This is a genomic window from Shewanella fidelis ATCC BAA-318 (genome assembly GCF_000518605.1).
Classification (GTDB): domain Bacteria; phylum Pseudomonadota; class Gammaproteobacteria; order Enterobacterales; family Shewanellaceae; genus Shewanella; species Shewanella fidelis.
The window spans coordinates 161,743-181,209 of the sequence record NZ_KI912459.1; the positions used below are offsets into that span (position 1 = coordinate 161,743).

Annotated in this window: 19 protein-coding genes, 1 other RNA gene and 1 pseudogene; 12 read left to right on the forward strand and 9 right to left on the reverse strand. The window is 40.2% G+C overall.

Going from position 1 to position 19,467, the window contains the following annotated elements:
* Positions 1 to 287 precede the first annotated feature (287 nt).
* Positions 288 to 1,628, forward strand: coding sequence for a sensor domain-containing diguanylate cyclase (locus tag L884_RS0116845; protein ID WP_051435668.1), 1,341 nt, complete (start codon positions 288 to 290; stop codon positions 1,626 to 1,628).
* A 695-nt stretch (positions 1,629 to 2,323) separates the two neighbouring features.
* Here L884_RS0116845 and ssrA read toward each other — a convergent pair.
* Both ssrA and smpB read right to left on the reverse strand, forming a co-directional pair.
* Positions 2,324 to 2,679, reverse strand: a transfer-messenger RNA (tmRNA) gene (gene ssrA, locus L884_RS22915).
* Between the two features lie 110 nt (positions 2,680 to 2,789).
* Positions 2,790 to 3,284, reverse strand: coding sequence for an SsrA-binding protein SmpB (gene smpB, locus L884_RS0116850; RefSeq protein WP_028768593.1), 495 nt, complete (start codon positions 3,282 to 3,284; stop codon positions 2,790 to 2,792).
* Between the two features lie 194 nt (positions 3,285 to 3,478).
* Here smpB and L884_RS0116855 point away from each other — a divergent pair, with 194 nt between their 5' ends.
* Positions 3,479 to 3,910 (forward strand): SRPBCC family protein, encoded by a 432-nt coding sequence (locus tag L884_RS0116855; RefSeq protein WP_028768594.1) that lies wholly within the window; start codon positions 3,479 to 3,481, stop codon positions 3,908 to 3,910.
* Positions 3,907 to 4,239 carry an RnfH family protein gene (locus L884_RS0116860; RefSeq protein ID WP_028768595.1) on the forward strand — a complete coding sequence of 111 codons (333 nt, stop codon included), beginning with the start codon at positions 3,907 to 3,909 and terminating at the stop codon, positions 4,237 to 4,239. Before L884_RS0116855 ends, L884_RS0116860 begins: the two co-directional genes overlap by 4 nt.
* 64 nt (positions 4,240 to 4,303) lie before the next feature.
* Here the strand turns inward: L884_RS0116860 and L884_RS0116865 are convergent, their stop codons facing one another.
* On the reverse strand, positions 4,304 to 4,798 hold the full coding sequence (locus tag L884_RS0116865) for an outer membrane protein assembly factor BamE (protein ID WP_028768596.1): 495 nt from the start codon (positions 4,796 to 4,798) through the stop codon (positions 4,304 to 4,306).
* 416 nt (positions 4,799 to 5,214) lie between these two features.
* Between L884_RS0116865 and L884_RS0116870 the strand changes: the two genes are divergently transcribed.
* From L884_RS0116870 to L884_RS22290, 6 genes and pseudogenes are all read left to right on the forward strand, one after another.
* The gene (locus L884_RS0116870; protein ID WP_028768597.1) at positions 5,215 to 6,021 is read left to right on the forward strand and encodes an SAM-dependent methyltransferase; all 807 of its coding nucleotides are present in this window, start codon (positions 5,215 to 5,217) and stop codon (positions 6,019 to 6,021) included.
* Positions 6,022 to 6,110: 89 nt separating this feature from the next.
* Complete coding sequence (locus L884_RS0116875; protein WP_028768598.1) at positions 6,111 to 6,326, forward strand: hypothetical protein; 216 nt, start codon at positions 6,111 to 6,113, stop codon at positions 6,324 to 6,326.
* 186 nt (positions 6,327 to 6,512) lie between these two features.
* Positions 6,513 to 6,938, forward strand: a pseudogene (locus L884_RS22280) (SAM-dependent methyltransferase); the annotation flags it as partial.
* Positions 6,939 to 7,027: 89 nt separating this feature from the next.
* Positions 7,028 to 7,240: a hypothetical protein gene (locus L884_RS0116885; protein WP_028768599.1), complete on the forward strand. Its 213-nt coding sequence runs from the start codon at positions 7,028 to 7,030 to the stop codon at positions 7,238 to 7,240.
* A 5-nt stretch (positions 7,241 to 7,245) separates the two neighbouring features.
* Positions 7,246 to 9,027, forward strand: coding sequence for a GGDEF domain-containing protein (locus L884_RS22285; RefSeq protein ID WP_084221460.1), 1,782 nt, complete (start codon positions 7,246 to 7,248; stop codon positions 9,025 to 9,027).
* 1,287 nt (positions 9,028 to 10,314) lie between these two features.
* Positions 10,315 to 11,580 carry an aldolase/citrate lyase/malate synthase family protein gene (locus L884_RS22290; RefSeq protein WP_051435670.1) on the forward strand — a complete coding sequence of 422 codons (1,266 nt, stop codon included), beginning with the start codon at positions 10,315 to 10,317 and terminating at the stop codon, positions 11,578 to 11,580.
* 207 nt (positions 11,581 to 11,787) lie between these two features.
* Here L884_RS22290 and L884_RS0116905 read toward each other — a convergent pair whose 3' ends face one another.
* The 4 genes from L884_RS0116905 to L884_RS0116920 form a co-directional block, all read right to left on the reverse strand.
* Positions 11,788 to 12,285 (reverse strand): nuclear transport factor 2 family protein, encoded by a 498-nt coding sequence (locus L884_RS0116905; protein ID WP_037411116.1) that lies wholly within the window; start codon positions 12,283 to 12,285, stop codon positions 11,788 to 11,790.
* Between the two features lie 61 nt (positions 12,286 to 12,346).
* Positions 12,347 to 13,171, reverse strand: coding sequence for a M90 family metallopeptidase (locus L884_RS0116910; RefSeq protein ID WP_028768601.1), 825 nt, complete (start codon positions 13,169 to 13,171; stop codon positions 12,347 to 12,349).
* 219 nt (positions 13,172 to 13,390) lie between these two features.
* Positions 13,391 to 13,819, reverse strand: coding sequence for a hypothetical protein (locus tag L884_RS0116915; protein ID WP_028768602.1), 429 nt, complete (start codon positions 13,817 to 13,819; stop codon positions 13,391 to 13,393).
* Entirely contained in the window at positions 13,779 to 14,522 is a 744-nt protein-coding gene (locus L884_RS0116920) for a division plane positioning ATPase MipZ (RefSeq protein WP_028768603.1), read from the reverse strand. Before L884_RS0116920 ends, L884_RS0116915 begins: the two co-directional genes overlap by 41 nt.
* 554 nt (positions 14,523 to 15,076) lie before the next feature.
* Here L884_RS0116920 and L884_RS0116925 point away from each other — a divergent pair.
* From L884_RS0116925 to L884_RS0116935, 3 genes are all read left to right on the forward strand, one after another.
* Complete coding sequence (locus L884_RS0116925; RefSeq protein WP_028768604.1) at positions 15,077 to 15,301, forward strand: DUF3820 family protein; 225 nt, start codon at positions 15,077 to 15,079, stop codon at positions 15,299 to 15,301.
* 169 nt (positions 15,302 to 15,470) lie between these two features.
* Positions 15,471 to 15,773 carry a hypothetical protein gene (locus L884_RS0116930; RefSeq protein WP_028768605.1) on the forward strand — a complete coding sequence of 101 codons (303 nt, stop codon included), beginning with the start codon at positions 15,471 to 15,473 and terminating at the stop codon, positions 15,771 to 15,773.
* A 113-nt stretch (positions 15,774 to 15,886) separates the two neighbouring features.
* Positions 15,887 to 16,381: a GNAT family N-acetyltransferase gene (locus L884_RS0116935; RefSeq protein ID WP_028768606.1), complete on the forward strand. Its 495-nt coding sequence runs from the start codon at positions 15,887 to 15,889 to the stop codon at positions 16,379 to 16,381.
* Between the two features lie 39 nt (positions 16,382 to 16,420).
* Here L884_RS0116935 and L884_RS0116940 read toward each other — a convergent pair whose 3' ends face one another.
* Both L884_RS0116940 and L884_RS0116945 read right to left on the reverse strand, forming a co-directional pair.
* Positions 16,421 to 18,187: a bifunctional metallophosphatase/5'-nucleotidase gene (locus L884_RS0116940; RefSeq protein ID WP_028768607.1), complete on the reverse strand. Its 1,767-nt coding sequence runs from the start codon at positions 18,185 to 18,187 to the stop codon at positions 16,421 to 16,423.
* A 148-nt stretch (positions 18,188 to 18,335) separates the two neighbouring features.
* Positions 18,336 to 19,409: a CNNM domain-containing protein gene (locus L884_RS0116945; RefSeq protein ID WP_028768608.1), complete on the reverse strand. Its 1,074-nt coding sequence runs from the start codon at positions 19,407 to 19,409 to the stop codon at positions 18,336 to 18,338.
* Positions 19,410 to 19,467 lie beyond the last annotated feature (58 nt).

Below are 19,467 nucleotides of genomic sequence, written 5' to 3' on the forward strand. Positions count from 1 at the left end.
TAAGCTTATTTATATACGCTAGATGGTATTGAGAAAACGTGTTTTCCTTTACTGATTACATTTTTTATTAATTATATTTACCAAGTTGATGCATATGTAACATGTTTATTTTGTTACATTTTTAATTGGTCTTACATTGTTTAAATATATATCGACAAAAAGTATGCTGTACGTATAATGCACAGCTCCTTAAAGTCTGACTAAGATGATGTTTATATTGTCTAGCTGGAGGATAATTTTGTATAAGCTAAATTAGCTTAATTTAGTTTTTCTGATGGATAGCCGTTATGTTGAATAGATTTCTTGCTTTTATTTTTATAGTGATATTAATACTTGTGACTGAGCTTATTGTTTATTCATTAGATAAAAATAAAGATGAGAAGCGTTTACTTTTAGTGGTTGCAGAGTTAAATAAAGTAATGGGCTCCATTTTTAACGGCGCGTTGATCTCATCTGAAGTTCTAAAAGAAATGGTTGAAGTATCAGATGGTCATACCTTAACTCATAATCAACTTGATCGAATTGCAAAAAAGCTGCTGCAAGATTATGAGTTCGTCGACTCAATATTATTACTGCCGAATGGTGTGGTCTCTTATGCCTATCCTTATGCGGATAATATGAAAGCCATTGGGCATGATGTGTTAAGCGACCATAACAGAAAACTGGGTAGTCTAGAGGCCATTTTAAACCGTGAAGTGGCAATAATAGGCCCAGTACAATTAGTACAAAATGATAAGCAAGCTTTTATTGTGAGAAGAGCTATTCGAAATGGAAGCGAGCTTTGGGGGCTAACATCTTCAGTAGTCTATTTAGAATCTATACTTAACAATATTGATCGTGTATTAAAAAGCTATGACATTACCGACTATGACTTATTGGGATATAACCCAGATAGTAAAAATGATTACGACAAAATTATCACTTCTCACGGAGTGCTTGAAGGGGAAAAGTTATCTGCTAGCGTTAGTGTTTTTAACACAAAATGGGAGCTGATAATATCGAGAACTCAGTCTAGCTCGCATATTAAAGTATTTGTGTTTATTTCATTGTTAGTGTTTTTCTTATTAATTATTACTCCTTCTATAAGGTACTTTAAAAAGTATAAAGGCAGTGAAAGAGAGAAGCTAATACTAGAAAATGAAGCCTATACTGATTTTTTAACAGGTTTGTCTAATAGGCGGGGCTTTGAACACCGCATCAGTCATCTTGATAGTTCAGTCACATATGGCGCTGTTGCTATTTTTGATATTGATTTCTTTAAGAGAATTAATGATACCTATGGCCATGATGTAGGTGATGGTGTTTTAGTCGGTTTTGCTAATCTATGTAGAATGCACATTTCAGATAGCTTTGTGTTGTCAAGAAGTGGCGGTGAAGAGTTTATATTGCTCATGCCATCGATAAAAATTGCAGAAGCCAAAGCCCAATGTGAACGGTTAAGGAAAGTCATATCCAAGGAATTATTCATAGTAAACTCTTTAGAGCTAAACCTAACCATGAGTGTTGGTGTTGCTTACTTTAATCATAAAAGTGAGCTGAAAAAGGCATTAACCTTAGCCGATAAAGCACTATATCAAGCGAAACAACAAGGAAGAGATCGCGTTTGTGTTATAAAGGCTAGTATCTAATGCTTCATGTTTCAGAATAGTTTGAGTATATGCTTTTGGCTTTTGTTTGTAGAAGAAGTGACTTTTAGAAAGTTACAGATACAAAAAAGCCGCTAAATCCACCTGGTTAGGATTTAGCGGCCTTTGAAGGTTATTGCTAACCTTAGTGTTGGTGGGATGTTGTGCTGACGGGGCTCGAACCCGCGCCCGGATGTTACCACCCAGTTTTCCCACGAAAACCATTCACACAGAGAATCCGCACCACGAAATCCGCACACATCCTCCTCTCCTGCGCGCTTTTTATAAATTTTTTATGTCAGTTTTAGATTATTGCAGTTCATAGGCGCAGCCTGCGCCATTCCTAGGGCTTTTAATAGATCAAAGATCTGAAATGATCGCGGTTTATTTCACTGTGTTGCAGTTCCATACAGGAACGCTGAGAGGCTAAGCAATCTTGAAAGCCGCATGGATGCTGGGTTTTCGCTGGATTTCGTGGGGTTTTAACAAGAAAGGCTAAAAATTAGAAAGGTGATCAAACACAATAAAAACATTAAGTTAGATAAAAATAAAACTGAAATAAAAAAAAGAGGGTAAAGCTTACCAGCAACGAACTAAGGTAAAGGGCATTTGTGGGCAACTTTTGAAACTGCGTGGGCAATTTGTCGCCATTCAGATGTGACAAAGGGTTAGCCTTTCGGCTAACCCTTTGTTTTATTTGGTGGAGGCGGCGGGGCTCGAACCCGCGTCCAAAAAGCCTACATCCAAGGCGCTACATGCTTAGTCTCTCTTTTGGTTAACCAAATACACTCCGAAAGACAGGATTGTATCTGGCGAGTCCAGTACTGTTTCGCGGTTCACCCCTGAACATGGTTCCCTCGCTATCAAATGTAAAGGTGACCATCTTAATACTCTGCCCATTTGAGAAACGTGAGCAAGATGGCTAGCTAGCCTAAGCTGCTAGAGCGTAGTTATCGTCGTTTGCAACTATAACTGTGCGGCTTTTTACGAGGCCAACCGCCCCTCGGCATGCTCCCAGGGTTTCGAGAATCTTGTCGAATCCAGAATCGCCCCCAAGTACAATTTGATTGTAACGCGTGATGTCATCATTTAACAAGGATAAAAAACGCATTACTAATCGATTGTTCGTTATACCAGCATTATGAGTAAATTAATTAGTCTAATTTACTGTTGAACTGCCTTTTTCATGGTTCGAGATTTTTCAATCTGCCATTCACGGTCTTTGGTATCTTCACGCTTATCGTGATCTTTCTTACCTTTACCTAGACCTATTTGTACTTTAACCCAAGCACCTTTTTGCCAATACATTGAAATTGGTACAATTGAGTAGCCTTTACGGTCAACTAAACCTTGCAGTTTATCGAGCTCTTTACGCTTCAATAGCAGCTTACGCGAACGCATAGGATCACAAACGACGTGTGTCGATGCTGTATTGAGTGGCGCAATAGTACAACCAAATAAAAAAGCTTCGCCTTCTCTTAAGAACACGTAACTTTCAGACAGGTTGACCTTGCCCATACGAATAGACTTTACTTCCCATCCCATTAAAGATAGGCCGGCTTCTAGCTTCTCTTCAAACTTATAGTCGAAGTTAGCACGTTTATTACGTGCGATAGTCGCTGAATCGTTTTTTGAATTTTTTGCGTTTTTCTTAGCCATAGGACAGTCATTATACTCACGCCGGGTAAATATGGAATTGGCGATATCAATTTATTAGATGATTTATACTGAAATCAAGCGACTTTGTTTGCTTTTTAGTCGCTTAATGCGTGTCTATTGTATCAAAGATGCGTTTTTTTGTGTTCATGCTAAAATCGTGGTTTCGAATTTAATTTACCGAGTATCTATCGTCAATGCCGCAAATTTCTCGCAGTGTCTTAGTTCGCTTTAGCGCGATGCAGATGTATGACTTAGTTAACGATGTTGAGTCTTACAAAGAGTTCTTACCTGGTTGTGTGGGTGGCAAAGTGATTGAGTTTGACGGTAAAACCATGCTTGCGTCAGTTGATGTCGCTAAAGCGGGAATAAGTAAGACATTTACTACCCGTAATCAGGTTGTACCGGGAAAGAGTATTCAATTGCAGTTAGAAAATGGTCCGTTTAAGGAACTATTCGGTCATTGGAAGTTTATTGAGCTTGCAGATGATGCCTGTAAAGTTGAGTTTGAGTTGAGTTTTGAGTTTTCAAGCTCAATTGCTGATCTTGCTTTTGGTAAGGTGTTTAAAGAATTGATGGCGTCGATGGTGACAGCATTCACTAATCGAGCAAAGGTGATTTACAAATGAGTACAGAACAAAATGGTTTTCTAGTTGAAGTCATTTATGCCTTGCCTAAGCAGCAAAAGCTCATTCAGGTACATGTGCCGCCAGAAACAACCTGTATTGAAGCGGTAAAGCTGAGTGATATGCAGCGATACTTCCCCGAAATTGACTTAAAGACGGTTAAACTCGGTATTTTTAGTCGCTTAGTTAAACATGATGAAGTGTTACAACCGGGGCAAAGGGTAGAGATTTATCGGCCGCTCATTGCTGATCCAAAAGATGTACGTCGTAAACGTGCAGAAAAAGCTAAAGAAGATGGCCGGATTAACAAAATCACCGGTAGTAAGCTTTAATAGTCATACAAAAATGGCGAGTCACTCAGTGGCTCGCCATTTTTATATTCACAATCGTTTGCTGTTACTCAAACTTTTCTGAAAGTGTTTCTGGTTGAGTGTTTTGCTCTTCAACTAATGGTTCTGCCTGCGGGCGTTGCTCTGGAATAAGCGGATCGGCTTCAGGCGTATTCACTTCTGGTAAACGGCTCTGATCTAGCGGAGTATTAAACTCTGGGCTTAGTTCGTAATCGCCTTTAACTTCAACAAGCTTATCGCCATCGAAGTTCAAAATGAGTTCTTTGTGAGTAATACTCGCGTCGCGGCCGCTTTTATAGTGGTATACATAATACCAAGTATCATCAGAGAAACTGTCACGCAGCACTGGACGACCTAGCACGTATTCAACTTGCTCTTTGGTCATGTCGATACGTAGTTTTTCGACTTGTTGTTTTTCCATATAGTTGCCCTGAGGAATATCAGGCTTATAGATCAAATAGTCAAAAACGCCACAGCCACTGATTGATAACGAGAGCGCAGCAGCGCCCAAAAGGGTAAGACTTTTCTTTTTAATTGTCATTGAATGCGCTACTTCATCAAAATCTGTCGGTCATAATACCCAAGCTGTCCCCCTTATGACAAGGGCAATTAGTTTAAGGTGTGCTTGAGTGATAATTCTATATAGTAATTACAGGATACAAATCACTGTCGGTAAGGGTATTGAGTCTTGAAGTGCGATTTAGTTCAGGACGTATTGTAATTATTTATGGGCAGAATACAGGGAAATAAGGGGGAGGCCGGCAGTATGCTGAATCGCTTGGCTTTGGCGAATAGATAAAATGATCTAGTGATGAACTCTAATTGTGTTGATTTGTTTGTATTTTTGTATTTCAGTTGTTGCGATCCTGTGTTAGTTTCAATATCGTCACTCGTAGACTTGCTGCTTAATGCAAAGTATTAAAACTGAAAAATAATTAAAAATAGGCAATAAAAGCAATGAAGGTAAATAAGAAAGGGACTTTAGTTTGTGTTGGTACAGGGCTTAATTTGGCCGGCCAAATAAGTGTCTTGAGCAAGAGTTATATTGAACATGCAGATCTAGTATTCTCTTTGGTTCCTGATGGCTTTGCTCAACACTGGCTTGAAACGCTTAACTCAGATGTACGTAGTCTCCAGCCTTATTATGCTCAAGATGGCGAGGTGAAAAATCGTCGCGATACTTATAAGCAGATGGTTGCAGCGATTTTGGAGCAAGTACGCTTAGGTAAAAAAGTGGTCTGTGCACTTTATGGTCACCCGGGCGTGTTTGCTTGTGTATCTCACTTTGCGATTGCCCAAGCGAAAGAAGAAGGTTTCAATGCACATATGGAGCCTGGTATTTCTGCAGAGGCATGTCTATGGGCTGATGTGGGGATCGATCCTGGGGGATCAGGACATCAAAGCTTCGAGGCGAGTCAGTTTATGTTCTATAAACATACACCTGATCCCACAACACACCTATTACTATGGCAGATCGGTATTGCAGGTGAGCACACCTTAACCGAGTTCCATACCTCGTCAGATAGACTACAGGTGTTAGTTGAGCAGCTAAACGAATGGTACCCGTTGCAACATGAAGTTATTTTGTACGAGGCGCCCAATTTACCTACCCAATTGCCAAGAATCGAACGAGTTTCGCTAGCACAATTGCCATTTTCGCAGCTATCTTCGATCACGACTCTGTTAATTCCGCCAGCTAAGCAACTTGAATTTAATCATCAGATATTAGCCAAGCTTGGGATAACAGCTGATGACTTAGGTTAAGTAAACAACGAGTTGTTAACAGTAAAATATCGTCACTTTGTGGCAGAGTATAAATCACCAACCAATCCATTCAATTTAAGGGAATAAAAATGTCAAAGTTTAATGATTTTTTTGAAAAGTTAGGTTCAGATGCAAAACTGTTTGAAGAGAGTAAGCAAGATCCTCAAGGCGTGATGAAGGCAAATGGTCTGACTGACGATGAGATCCAAGTGGTAATGTCGGGTGATAACGACAAGCTTAAGTCATTGTCGGGTGACAATCTTAAAGTAAGATCTTTCATGATCGTAAGCAATCCAATGAATTAATCTTAATTTATGCTTAGGGCCGCAGCACAGTTTCTATGCTTTATTGCCATTACAGCTTTTTCTGTAATGGCAATGGCGAATAGCGTTGATTACAAACAACGCTTGCATACGTTGGAGGAGGCGCTTAAGTCAAATTCGGCGTTAGCTGATAATATTTTTCAAGAGCTGCAAATTGAAAAAGGCAATATGTCTGCAGAGGCATGTCTATGGGCTGATGTGGGGATCGATCCTGGGGGATCAGGACATCAAAGCTTCGAGGCGAGTCAGTTTATGTTCTATAAACATACACCAGATCCCACAACTCACCTATTACTCTGGCAGATCGGTATTGCTGGTGAGCACACCTTAACCGAGTTCCATACCTCGTCAGATAGACTACAGGTATTAGTTGAGCAGCTAAATGAATGGTACCCGTTGCAACATGAAGTTATTTTGTACGAGGCGCCCAATTTACCTACCCAAGCGCCAAGAATCGAACGAATCTCGCTAGCACAATTGCCATTTTCGCAGTTATCCTCGATCACCACTCTGTTAATTCCGCCAGCTAAGCAACTTGAATTTAATCACCAGATATTAGCCAAGCTTGGGATAACAGCTGACGATTTAGGTTAAGTAAACAACGAGTTGTTAACAGTAGAATATCGTCACTTTGTGGCGGAGCATAAATCACCAACCAATCCATTCAATTTAAGGGAATAAAAATGTCAAAGTTTAATGATTTTTTCGAAAAATTAGGTTCAGATGCAAAACTATTAGAGGAGTATAAGCAAGATCCTCAAGGCGTAATGAAGGCAAATGGTCTAACTGACGATGAGATCCAAGCGGTAATGTCGGGTGGTAACGACAAACTTAAGTCATTGTCGGGTGGTAAAAATGTACAGACACTACTTATCGTTCATGCGAATAAAAAGTAATTAAAATGCCAATTATCCTCTTTGTTCTTTTGTTACTATCAATATCTCCTATTGCAGTAGCAAAAGAGGATAGCAACGAGGTTAAGCTTAACCGAATATCTCAATTTTTATCTAACTCTCCTCAACAATCAGAGTCGTTAATAAACGAACTATTAGATGATTGGCAAACTCTTGAGAGAGAAGAACGTGCGAAGTTGATGATGTATCAATCAGTGCTTCATACTTACAATGGTGAGTATGAAGCTGCAATTGTTCTTTTAAAGAAATCTGAGAGTTTAAAACCAGATGAAGTGACCCAAATCCTTATTTATCAGTACCTAGCGACTAATTATATTGCACTTAAGCAATATCCTAAGGTTTTAGATTTAATGACTGCAAATTTAGAGCGGATAGAAAATGTTTTAGATATTGAAATAAAAATAGGAGCTTACATCCGCCTTTCCAATTTATCACTCGAGCTTTATGCCTATGAAGAACAACGAGAGTTTGCTTTAAAAGCGATGGAGTTGAGTCAGAATAATTATGCGCAGGAGTATTGCATTGCAATGTTGTTGAGTGCTTACGCGGATCTATCTGAAGCTAAATACTCTCGAGCTAAAAAAGGTTTACTTGCTAGCAGAATTTTTGCTGACTCAAATCAAATGCCACTTATTAGCCTAATGTCTCAAAAAGGCTTAGCATCAGTAGCTATCAACACAGAGGATTATCAGTCGGCTAAAAAATTGTTAGAGCCAGTTTTAAAGGGGTATCAAGAGTTCAATTTTCAGACTGAAATTAATCATGTAAATGCATTGCTAAGTCAAACTTATTTTGGCTTAGGTGATTATGTGCAAGCGGAATTATTTGCGACTAAGACAATGAAGCTAAATGATGAACCTAATCATATTCAAAATAAATCCATTGCATCGAAAGTATTGTCACAGCTCTATAGGGATTCAAACCAATTTAAACTTGCTTATGAATATCTTGGATTGCACCAACAATATGAAAACCAATTACTTGATGATACTAAAGCTAAAGCAAATGCCTATCAGCTCGCTAAGTTTAAACATCAAGAGCAGGCACGCGAGATAGCCTTACTTAATCAGGAGCGTCAGTTGATGGAAACTCAAAAAGAGTTGGATCAATCAGCTCAAGCCAACAACGTTATGATAGTCACTATGCTCGTTGGCAGCATATTTTTCCTATCGTTATTTTTGTTTTCTAGCCATAGGCAGAAACTGCGTTACCGTAAGCTCGCTTTAATCGATAGGCTAACTGGTGTTTATAACAGAGGTGCCGGACAAGATTTTGCAGAAAATGAGTTTGTACAAACCTGTTTGCGTGAGGCTCACTTTTCAGTGGTACTGTTCGATTTAGATCACTTTAAAAAGATCAATGATAGTTTCGGTCATGCAACCGGTGATTGGGCGCTAAAACATGTTATATCGGTTGTTAAGCCCCTCATTAGGGATGGTGATATTTTTACTCGTATGGGCGGTGAAGAGTTTGCACTGTTTTTACCTTACTCAAATGAAGAAGCTGCCATTGAAATTGCAGAACGTTGCCAAAAGGCTATTGCAGCCATTGAAACCAAATACTCAGGCCATCAGTTTAGTTTGAGTGCAAGTTTTGGGGTATCGAGTAATATGGTGGATGATTTAAGCCTAGATCCTATTTTAAAGCGGGCTGATATTGCTTTGTATGTCTCTAAAAATGCTGGTCGCAACCAAGTTACCCGATACAGTAAAGAGCTTGAAGAACAAGGCCAAAGTCAAAATGAGACTATTCAACTAGGCTTGAGTTAATTGCAGTAATTAGCTGTTTCTCTAAAAATGTCATAATGGTCAAGCTTAACTGTTTTATAGCGTACAGCCTTTTGGATGCCTATTATAGATGAGCAAAGCCTACCTCTTATATGCTTGCTAACGCCAATTACTCACTTCTTTTAGCTTTCTGTACAGCAGTTCAGATCAATATGTGTTCGCTCGCTAACAAGCCGTAACCATAATGTGTGCCTCTTGCTTGTTTATATTTCGTGGTGGGATTATACCAATCAGTATAAACATTTAGTCACTCAGCGAGAGTTTAGCGGTTTTGAGGCAAGGCAACGAGCGTGCTCTACGTTCAAGGTCGTTAACACAGCATCAGAATCGCTAAAACTCGCCATTCTGGAGCGTTTTTGGCTGCCTACTTCTGCGTTGATTAGCTTTATAAGGGAATAACCATTATTGCAGCTATTCGCCTTGAATTAGTTTGCCAAAAACCGCTCTGAGTTGATCAAATTCTTGTACTGATTGGTATTATATGTTCAAACGTACTTTTATCAGGCATTAATATAGCCGCAACAATCCTTAGTTAATTTACTAGAGTCTTAGTCGCAGAATTGCTTAGTGAACCGCAAAAAATCCCGATTTATTAATTAAATTGAAAATAAATTGCTGTTTAACCAATGTTTTTTTGAATTTTAGTCATCTATTATCACTGCCTTTTTATCTTGCTATGTACACAAGTTAACTTACTTTTACGTTAAGGTAAGATTTAAACGGTTGTTTAAATTCTGGGTTGCTTTCAATACTTTTAACTTGCTGTTTTTAATTGTTTTTAGTGGCTTACTTGTTCGTTAGTTGTAAACAAAGCTGCCAAAGCGTCATTATTGGTACTCAAATAAGTGTTGTAAACAAAATGTTGCAGCGTGTTATTTTATAACGAAAGCAAGTTCAATGCAGCATCCTTGGTCAATTTGTCAGACTAATTTTTCTCACAATGTAGCTCTTACCTTTTGCTTTTTAATTAATCTCTTATTAATCAAAGTATTGAATTGTTTATCTTGAGTTGTTTTTAACTGGTAATAGCTAGGTTTAGTGCTGCTTTTTTGGTTTTTGCTGTTTGCTGCAAACTTGCAACTCATTCTTTTAATCCGTAGTTTTTGTGGTAAATCAACATTCGCTAAAACACAAATAACCGCAGGTTGGTACCTTTAATCGTCTAAAACCAGTTTTTAGATGTATTGAGAGTAATTCATGATGATCTCGTACCGCTGCGTTATTTGATGCGTAGTTATGTTGAAGACTGTTTAGTTTTAGGAGATATAAATGACACAGTTAGCAGCAGAGTTATATGAAGCAGACACAATTACGCCACCTAAAGCTAATGCGATAAGCCGAGCTGAGCAATCAACACAAACGTCTGTGAGTAGTTTGGTCTTTAGTCGAGATGCAGGCCCTAGCCAGCAAGCGCTATTAACCGATGGCGTTAAGTGCTTGCTCAAAGGGCTTAGTAAACAGTTTGCTCCGCAAGTGAAACAGTTGCTTACGCTTCGAAAACACAAGCATCAACATGCGGCATCAGAAGCAAGTTTGGATTTCTTGGCTGAGACTACAGCCATTCGTAATGGTGATTGGCAGATCCGTTCTATTTCTGAGGAGCTGCAAGATCGACGGGTTGAATTGGGATCGCCTATTAGCATAACTAGCACCTCAGGTGCGCAAGGTAAGACTGGAGAGTTTGGCGACGGTCAAAGTTGGAATGAAATTATCCAAGCTCATACATATTTAAGAAGTTTAGTTAGTCGTAGTTTAGACAGTAACGTTGAGGAGCCATTAGGCAATAAGGTTAGTGCTTTTACATGCAAAGTGAGTCACCTAGATCTTTATCTGCAACATGTTGAATATGATGGTAACGCTATTCCTGCTGCCTTATTTGATTTCTGTGTGTATTTTTATAGCAATTATCGCCAGTTATTGAGTAATGGGTTCGCACCGCATTTTTATATTCCACGTATAGAAAATCACTTGGAAGCTCGATGGTGGGCAAGTGTGTTTGCTTTTGTAGAAGCACGGTTTTGTTTACAACCGGGAGCAATCAAGTGTACCTGTGGCATTGAAACAATAGCAGCTGCATTTGAAATGGATGAGATCTTATATGAATTACGCTCCAATATCGTGGCACTCAGCTGCGGTGATCTCGATACAAAAACTAAGGCTGCTGAACAGCAAATGTCATCACAATTGAATGACTGCCGTTTTAACTCAAGTGATAAATCCCTAACAGCATATGCTCGTTTGTTAATTAAAACATGTCATAAGCGTGGTGCGTTGGCCTTAGTTGATATGGAGTCCGGCTGGTTGGTAGAACAAGCTACTGTCGACGAACAGGCGTTGAATAAGCTGACAAGCCATCTTGAGTTAGCTGCTCGTAGCGGATTTGATGGGGTCCAGATCAGTAATATGCAACTTGCAGAGCCTGCGGTGTCTATATTTAACCGCTTTATAGGCGTTGATAATAACAACCAACTGCATATTACTCGTGATGTTGATGCGCCTATCCATGCTAAGGAGTTATTAGCGTCAATAGTTTAATTTAAAGCTTAGTTGACGGCGAGTTGCTGTTTAGCCATGGCAGTCACGATAGGCAAAAAAGTTTGGCTACTTTTTTGTAGCTTGTGTCCCCCGCACGGTAACCCTACGTGCCGTGCGGGTTTTTATTTACGATTGGTTTTCCTACCATTAACTTGCTTGTGATTAGCGACTCTTCGGAATCGCATTTTTTTATCTAAAGCAAATAGATTATTTACTCGCTTGCATAATCTGCTGCGTAATTGACTTAGCTATTTTGTTGGGAATAGGAAAACTCAGATGATATTGGGCAATCTTCCAACCCTCGGAAGTTTTTATTAATGTGCCTGTTCCACGGCTCACTCCGTAGGAGGGGCTAGATAGCACTTCATCAAACCAGATGACTTCGCCGCGCTGAGTCATTTTTCGAGTGGTTAAATCATAACGCCAACCTTTGGTTGGACGGGCATATTGCTCAAACTGCTTTTTTGTCCAATGTTCGTTTACATCTGTCCCAATAAATATGCCGTCCTCTGTGTATAACGAGAAGTAATTATCCCAATCTGCAATAGATGAGTATTGATTTAGTGCATCTAACACCTTAGCAGCCTGCTGTTGCTCTTGGGTAAGTTCATTGGCCCTTAATGTATGGCTACTTAGGGTACAGAATAGTAATAACGTGAGGGTTGTCGCTTTGCTGAATAACGGAGTTAAGTTTATTTTGAACATTAGTTTTTCCTTTGTAATTTGAGTTTGTCGAGTAACTTAATGGTTCTTATACTAATTGGTATTATTGCCAGTTTACGGGATCCAGTTGATAAAAGGAGCTTAGTTCAGCATATAGTGCAGGGTGGCTATATTTAAACTCGTGTGGTTGCTCGAAAAATACCTCGCTGATCACTGCAAAAAACTCTGCCGGGTTAGTGGCACCGTAGTAGCTAAAGAGCGAGTACTCCCCTCGTTGAGCAGCACTAACGAGAACTTGGTATTCTTGCATCAACACCGTAGACCAAGATTGGTAATCAGCGCTAGTTTTCAAGATAGGTGCGCCGTTAGCATTTCCGTCTTCTTGATCTAGTTGATGGGCAAATTCATGAATAACAACATTGCTGCCATCATTTGGGACAGCAGCGTCATGCTTGGTTGTTTGCCATGATAAAATCACTCTGCCATTTTGCCAGGATTCTCCAGCAAGCACTCGGCGTTGTTCTGAGACGACACCTGCGCCATGTTGTTGCTGATTTTCTACGATGAAGGCTGAGGGATAAATCAGGATCTCTTTTAAACTAGGGTAAAAATTTGTTTGTCGATTAAGTAAGAGTAAGCACGCTTGAGCAGCGACAGTGACTCTAATCTCATCTGTTATCTCTAATCCATCACAACCCACAAAACGCTTTTCTGCGATAAATACTTGAATGTGCTTTTTGAGTTGTAGCTGTAAATCTGCAGGCAACATTCTAAAAAAAGGGATTCGGCGTTTTAATATTTCGCGCCATTGATGGGGAAAAGGTTGTTTGCTGATGGCACGGCGTCGCTGCTTAGCACGCCAGTTAGCACTGGCGATCCAAGTAATTGCTGCGCCACTTAGCAGCAATATGAGTGCAATTGCGATCATATCTTCCCTTTTTTAATCCATGTTATTAGTTTTATATGTGGTGTGATGTGCAATTTTCAACCGTAGATGCACGTATACTCTGATAAGGCTTAGCTGAGGTGATCATAAAATAGTGTGATGTTATGGCGATAGAAGAGAGGGCGACAGTAAAAAAATGCTGACAGCGTAATACTTCAAAAAGCGTTGCAACTACTGTCAGCCAAGGTTGGGACGGGAGGGTTATTCAACGATAATACTTTGCTCCTTTTGTTTTCGTTGCTCTGCCGTTAGGTTAAAGTGATGTTCAATTAAGAAACGAATTAACTTTGATTTAGCCACATCACAATCATTTGCAAGTGTGGCTAAATGAGCGATGGCAGACTCGGTTAAGGTGAATGTTGCTTTTCTAACAGGAGCATCGCCCTTTTTTATAGTGACTACCTGGTTCTTTGGTGTTTCAGTTATTGTGGAGTCATCTATTGCTGCAGTGAACGCTAGGTCAGTCAGCCTATTTTGCTCAGAGGTTAACATTTGTTGACCAAGCGCATAGCGATTCGCGTCGTCTATAAAGTCGTCAACCAAAGCATCTAGCGTTAATTGTTGAACGCGAGAGTGACTGACCGAAGTGCTAGACTGCGTAGAGCTTTTCTTGAGATCTGCCAGACCCATAGTCACCTCTCATCTTTTTCATATGTTTTTCAGCAAGGCGATTGCGGATCTCTGTTGAATTGCTTGCCTGAAGCATTTCACAAGCTATACCTCTGATCTCATTTGCAGCCTTCCCTTTAGGTTCGATCTCTAGCACAGATAAACCAGACTCTTCACTGTCATCATAGATATTGCGGCTATAAGTAATAGCGTCTAACACATTGATGTCATAGGTTCTGCAGACTTCTTTTGCTTCAAATATTCGACTTGCTTGGTTGGGCAGGCTAGGGCACTGGGTGATAACAAAACTAGCACGCATTTTGGGGTTAATCATCATGCAGGTGGCAACGATATCATCCATATGGCTAACGGTTTTTAAATCTCTACGCTTAGGGCGAAGTGGCATCAATACATGGGATGCAACTGACATGGTTGCGCGTAACGCCAAGTTGTCTTGGCCGCCGCAATCCACAATCACATAGTCATAATGTTGTTCGAGACTTAGCAGGTCATTACGGATTTTTCCATACAGCTGGACGCAGTTGATACTTGGTAAGTCAGCATTGTTATTGCGAGCATGGATCCAGTCAGAGGTTGTGCGTTGAGGGTCGCAATCGACCATGATAACTGAAGCGTGACACTCTGCTGTGAGAAACACGGCTATGTTTTGGGCAAGGCAGCTTTTGCCGCTACCGCCTTTTTCGCCACCAACGAGTATGATCATATAGTCTTCCTTTTGCACGCGGTTATTTTTAATTTTTATCATATGAATTAAGGGCAACAGAGTGCGTACTCGTCTAGTCAGGTGGGGATAACCTATATGCCAAACTAAATCTAAACTGTCACAGTAATTTAATCTAGGTTGATAAATTAAGTTCGTCAACGGTATGATTTTTGGCGTATTTGTAGAGTATTGACTGGCGTTATTTTGTTGACGTTTAGGCTGTTTTTGTTGGTTTTTTGACGCCTTTTTGTGCAGCTTTAGTTGGTTCATTTTATTGTCAATATAATTAATGCCTTAAGCTATTTTTTCTCGATAAAAAGACGCTAATTCAGGGGGGGACATTGCAATAAGAAAGGTCACTTCAATAATTTTATTAGGTTTTGGTTATGTTAAAACGTTTACTTATAGACAAAAAATATATCTGTTTTGTGGTTTATTAAACCTTAGCTGAACCATTCTGCTTCGCTGCCGTGCTATGAAGCAGCACAATTGAGGCAAGGCTGATACAATTAGCGTTCTGCTCGAGAGCGTTTGCATACTAAGGCTTATTAATAATGGATGAACAACTTTTACTAGAAGCGATTACCCAAAAAATGCCATTTGGAAAATATGCTGGGCGACGGTTACTTGAACTGCCAGAACCTTATCTTGTTTGGTTTCATTCAAAGGGGTTTCCAGAAGGCAAGTTAGGTCAGCAATTAGCGTTAATGTATGAAGTTAAACTAAATGGTTTAGAGGGCATGTTACAGCCTATCCTTGATGAAGCTAAACGCTCGTGAGTGATGATTAACTTAACAAAAATTAAGCTGTAATTTATAAAGTTCCGTGCTAGGTGAATAAATATTTGGTTCTGAGAGTTGGATCTAATAGTTGGGACTAATTAGAGATTTATAATCAATTGCATGCTTTAATAATGACGAATTGATAACTTTTTAAAGGAAACGTCCGATGATCGCTAAATTAGTTAAATTGGCCGCTGCAGCAACGTTAGCATTAGGTATTTCAAGCGCATGGGCGCAAGGTGTTATGCATGAAGGTACCGTTATGGATACCATGAACGGTGGTGGCTACACTTACGTGCAAATTAAAGAAGCTGATAAAACATTTTGGGCTGCAGGCCCTCAAGTTGAAGTGAAAAAAGGCGACACAGTTGTTGTTCAAGAACAAATGTGGATGAGCGACTTTAACAGCAAAACGCTGAACCGTACTTTCGATAAGTTGTTATTCGTAGGCCGTATCGATAAGAAGTAGACAGTTGCGCCCCTTAGATGCCAATGACTGCGCATATAAGGGTTAATAACATCTATTAGCTTAATGTTTAATGGCGTAGACTTAGTTCTACGCCATTTTGTTTTTTAACCTTTATGTTGACCTTAATTCCCTATCATAAAACTTACGCTGCAGATGTTGCTAAGCTATGTCATCTGTCTATCCATGATATAGATCCAAGGCTGTATAGTGCGGCTGAAAAATCTGCTTGGTCGTTTGCCCCTCGCTCAGCTAATCATTGGCAGCGGCGATTATCTAATTCAAAAGCTTGGTTGATGTTAACGTCTGCCTCTGTTGATGGAGCAGAGGCAGTGTGTGGCATGATAAATGTTGAAACTCGGTTCAACAGCCGTGGTTATATCGACAGCTTATATGTTGCGCCAGAACACCAAAGGAAAGGCATTGCAAAGCAGCTGTATAGTGCGCTTGAATTTTGGGCGCGAGAACAGCAAATTGACGAACTGACAGTCGATGCTTCTAAAGTCTCTAAAGCGTTTTTTGAGGCCCAAGGCTTTAAGCTTCGGTATCGCAGTTATCAAGAAAAACGTGGTGTAGTTATTATGGGGTATTACATGTACAAGCCATTGTAAGGCTTGTACATTTTATCTAATTGCCTCGGGGTTACTTGCTTAAGCAGGGCTGAGGTGGTGGCTGGTATAATGAACTTGTGGCTCTAGTATTTCGTCTAATGTTTGCACCTTGCTGATAAAGCGGCTAAATGCTTGTGGCAAACTTAACCCCTCAATATCTTTGCACCATTTAGCTTGTAATATAGGGTGATAGCCTTCTTTTCCTGATGCTGTATAGGATGAAGATACCCCTTTATAAAAAGCATTAGGATCAACGTCTAACCAAGTATTCACACCTTTGCTTACTCGTAAGATTTCGAGTTTGATAATCCGTTGCCCAAGTTGCTGAGTGCCGTCGTAAAAATACTTTAAACCATAAGTGTATGGAAAGCTGCCAGCGCCAGTACCTATGACGCTGTTATTCGTTGCGCCATTGATCGCCGACTCTAGTAGTTGGAACAGATAAACCCCTTGGATTTCGTATGCAACTAAAGGAATATCGAATGGCAACACCCGTCCTAGCACTTCGGCTAAACTCACATCACCTTTATCAAGTGATTGACGCACACCGCCAGCATTATGTAGAGCAAAATCTATTTCAATGCCTAACTCTAATGTTTCTTGATACATACTACGGCTGACCCAAGGCGCAATTTCACTGCCATGAGGTAAAGCTTTGCTAGGCAAACGAGTATGAACTAGGTTCTTTGGCACAAAGCCTAAAATCTTATTGTTCATTGCCTCAAGGCTTGGGCGATATTTTTGTGAAATTCGCTGTTGAACATCAATGTCTTCTTCATCAAACAGAATGAAAGGGTGTGATTGCAGTTCATGGCGAACCTTTGTGTAGTCTTCAGGACTAACTTCGCTAGATGATTGCAGGATAAATTGCTGATCTAGCATAAAGTAATTGCCGCCATTTAGGGATACGACTTTGCCTTTATCATCAAATATAATGTCGGCGAGACCAAGGGTTTCTGCGTACTTACCAGCATGTAATATGGCGGTATCATTTACTCGTTCACCATAAGGCATATTGGATAAACCAAGTGCACTGAAGTCGCCTTGTAAGGTATGTGAGTGTCCGCCAACAATAACACCAATGTCAGCGACTTGCTCTGCGAGTTGCCTATCTTGCTCTAAACCTAGATGGCTCAACACAATAATGTGGTCAATACCACGGCTTTTTAATCGTTTGACGGTTCGCCGTGTGGTTTCAATGGCATTGATAAAATTAATATCTTCATCAGGGCCTGCAATTTCAGCCATTTGATCTAAGGTAATACCAATAATGGCTAACTGCTTATCGCCGAGTGGCTTTAATAGTACTTTCGCGGTTTCAGTATCAGGATCGTAATCTAAAAGATTCTTATGATCTCTAAGGCGTGCAGCTTTGTTAAGTGACTCTTGGCTAAGATCCATGTTGCCAGCAAGGAGAGGAAACTGAATGTCATTTAAAAAATCAAGCACAGGAGCATTACCAGCGTCAATTTCATGGTTGCCCAAAACCATCGCATCTGGTTTTAACATATTAAGTAAATCAGAGTTGGCTTTACCTTTAAACTCGTTGAAATACAGGGTGCCTTGAAAACTGTCTCCTGCGTGCAGAAATAAAAAAGCTTGTTGCTTGCTAAGTGCTTCAGCTTTTGCATTTTTAAGCTGCTTTGCAATTCGGGCGTAGCCGCCAGTGTGCGTATATAAGGTAAGTTCTTTTTGTTGTTGTAAAAGAGTGAACTGTACTCGATTAGCATCGAAGTGGGAGTGCGTATCGTTAATGTGGGCAAGCTTTAATTGATATTGCGCGATTGTAGAGTGTGCTGTTGTCATCTTATTCCTCTGGACCAAACGAGGAGTGTAGCACGTAGGTGTATTGACAACCAGCTCTGTTGTAGCGAATTTAACTGGTACAAAAAAGGGAGCTGATGCTCCCTTTTAATAGTGGTTTACCTTAGTGTTGCTGATGCATCAAGCTAAGTTATTTGGCTTGCTCTTGCTCAAAATCGCCATCATCAGATAGTACAATCCCTTTGTCTTTCATGCGGCGGCTCCATAATTTACGAGCAAACTGCTGCATGTCAGTAACAGGGTCGTTTGAGTCAACGATTTCAAGACCAAGTAATGACTCAACAATGTCTTCTAAGGTAACAATACCTTCGTTAGAACCGTATTCATCAACTACCATAGCAATCTTAGTATTGCGCTTAATCATAAGCTCAAAAAGCGGCAGAATTTTAGCGGTCTCAGGGATCACTAGCAGGCTCTTTTTAAGTACCGCGATAGATTCTTTCGGCGTGCTACGCTCGGCCAGCAAAATATCGTTTCTATTAACGTAACCAATAATGTTATCTGGCTCTTCATCATAGACAGGAATTCGAGTAAATGGCTTCGCCATAAATTGCTGCGTGAACTCAACTTGGGTTAAATCCGTAGGTAACCTGAACATAACCGTTCTTGGTGTCATAATCGCAGTAACCGGCATCTCTTTAACTGATAGCATTTGCGTCAAAATTTTCGACTCTTGCTCATCAAGTTCACCCGAAGCTCGGCCAATTTCAGCCATGGCGCTCATTTCTTGACGGATATATTGACCTTCATCGCCTTTACCCATTAGTTGGGTCACTTGCTTGGACATCCAAATCAGTGGCAAGGTACTACGCTCCATCCAAACAAGTGCGATAGAAACCACAGGAGCAAGCGAGCGCCAGTAGTTTGCACCTAAGGTTTTAGGAACGATCTCTGAAAAGAAGAGAATTAAGAAGGTAAGAACACCAGAAAATACGCCTAGCATCTCATCGCCAAATACCTTAGCAGCTTGCGCACCAGCAACCGCAGCACCGACAGTGTGGGCGATAGTGTTAAGTGTAAGGATCGAAACGAGAGGAGATTCAACGTTCTCTTTTTGTTTACGTAGTCTGTCAGCAGCAGCTGGGTTAGTCGCCGACAATGACGCAATGTAACTTGGTGTAACCGACAGCAGAACTGCCTCAAATACACTACAAAGAAAAGAGACGGAAATCGCGACAAATATTATAATGATAAGAGTTATCATAAAGGTGAAATTACACCTCCACATGGCAGACCAAAATTAGTCTGCGCGGATTCTAGCA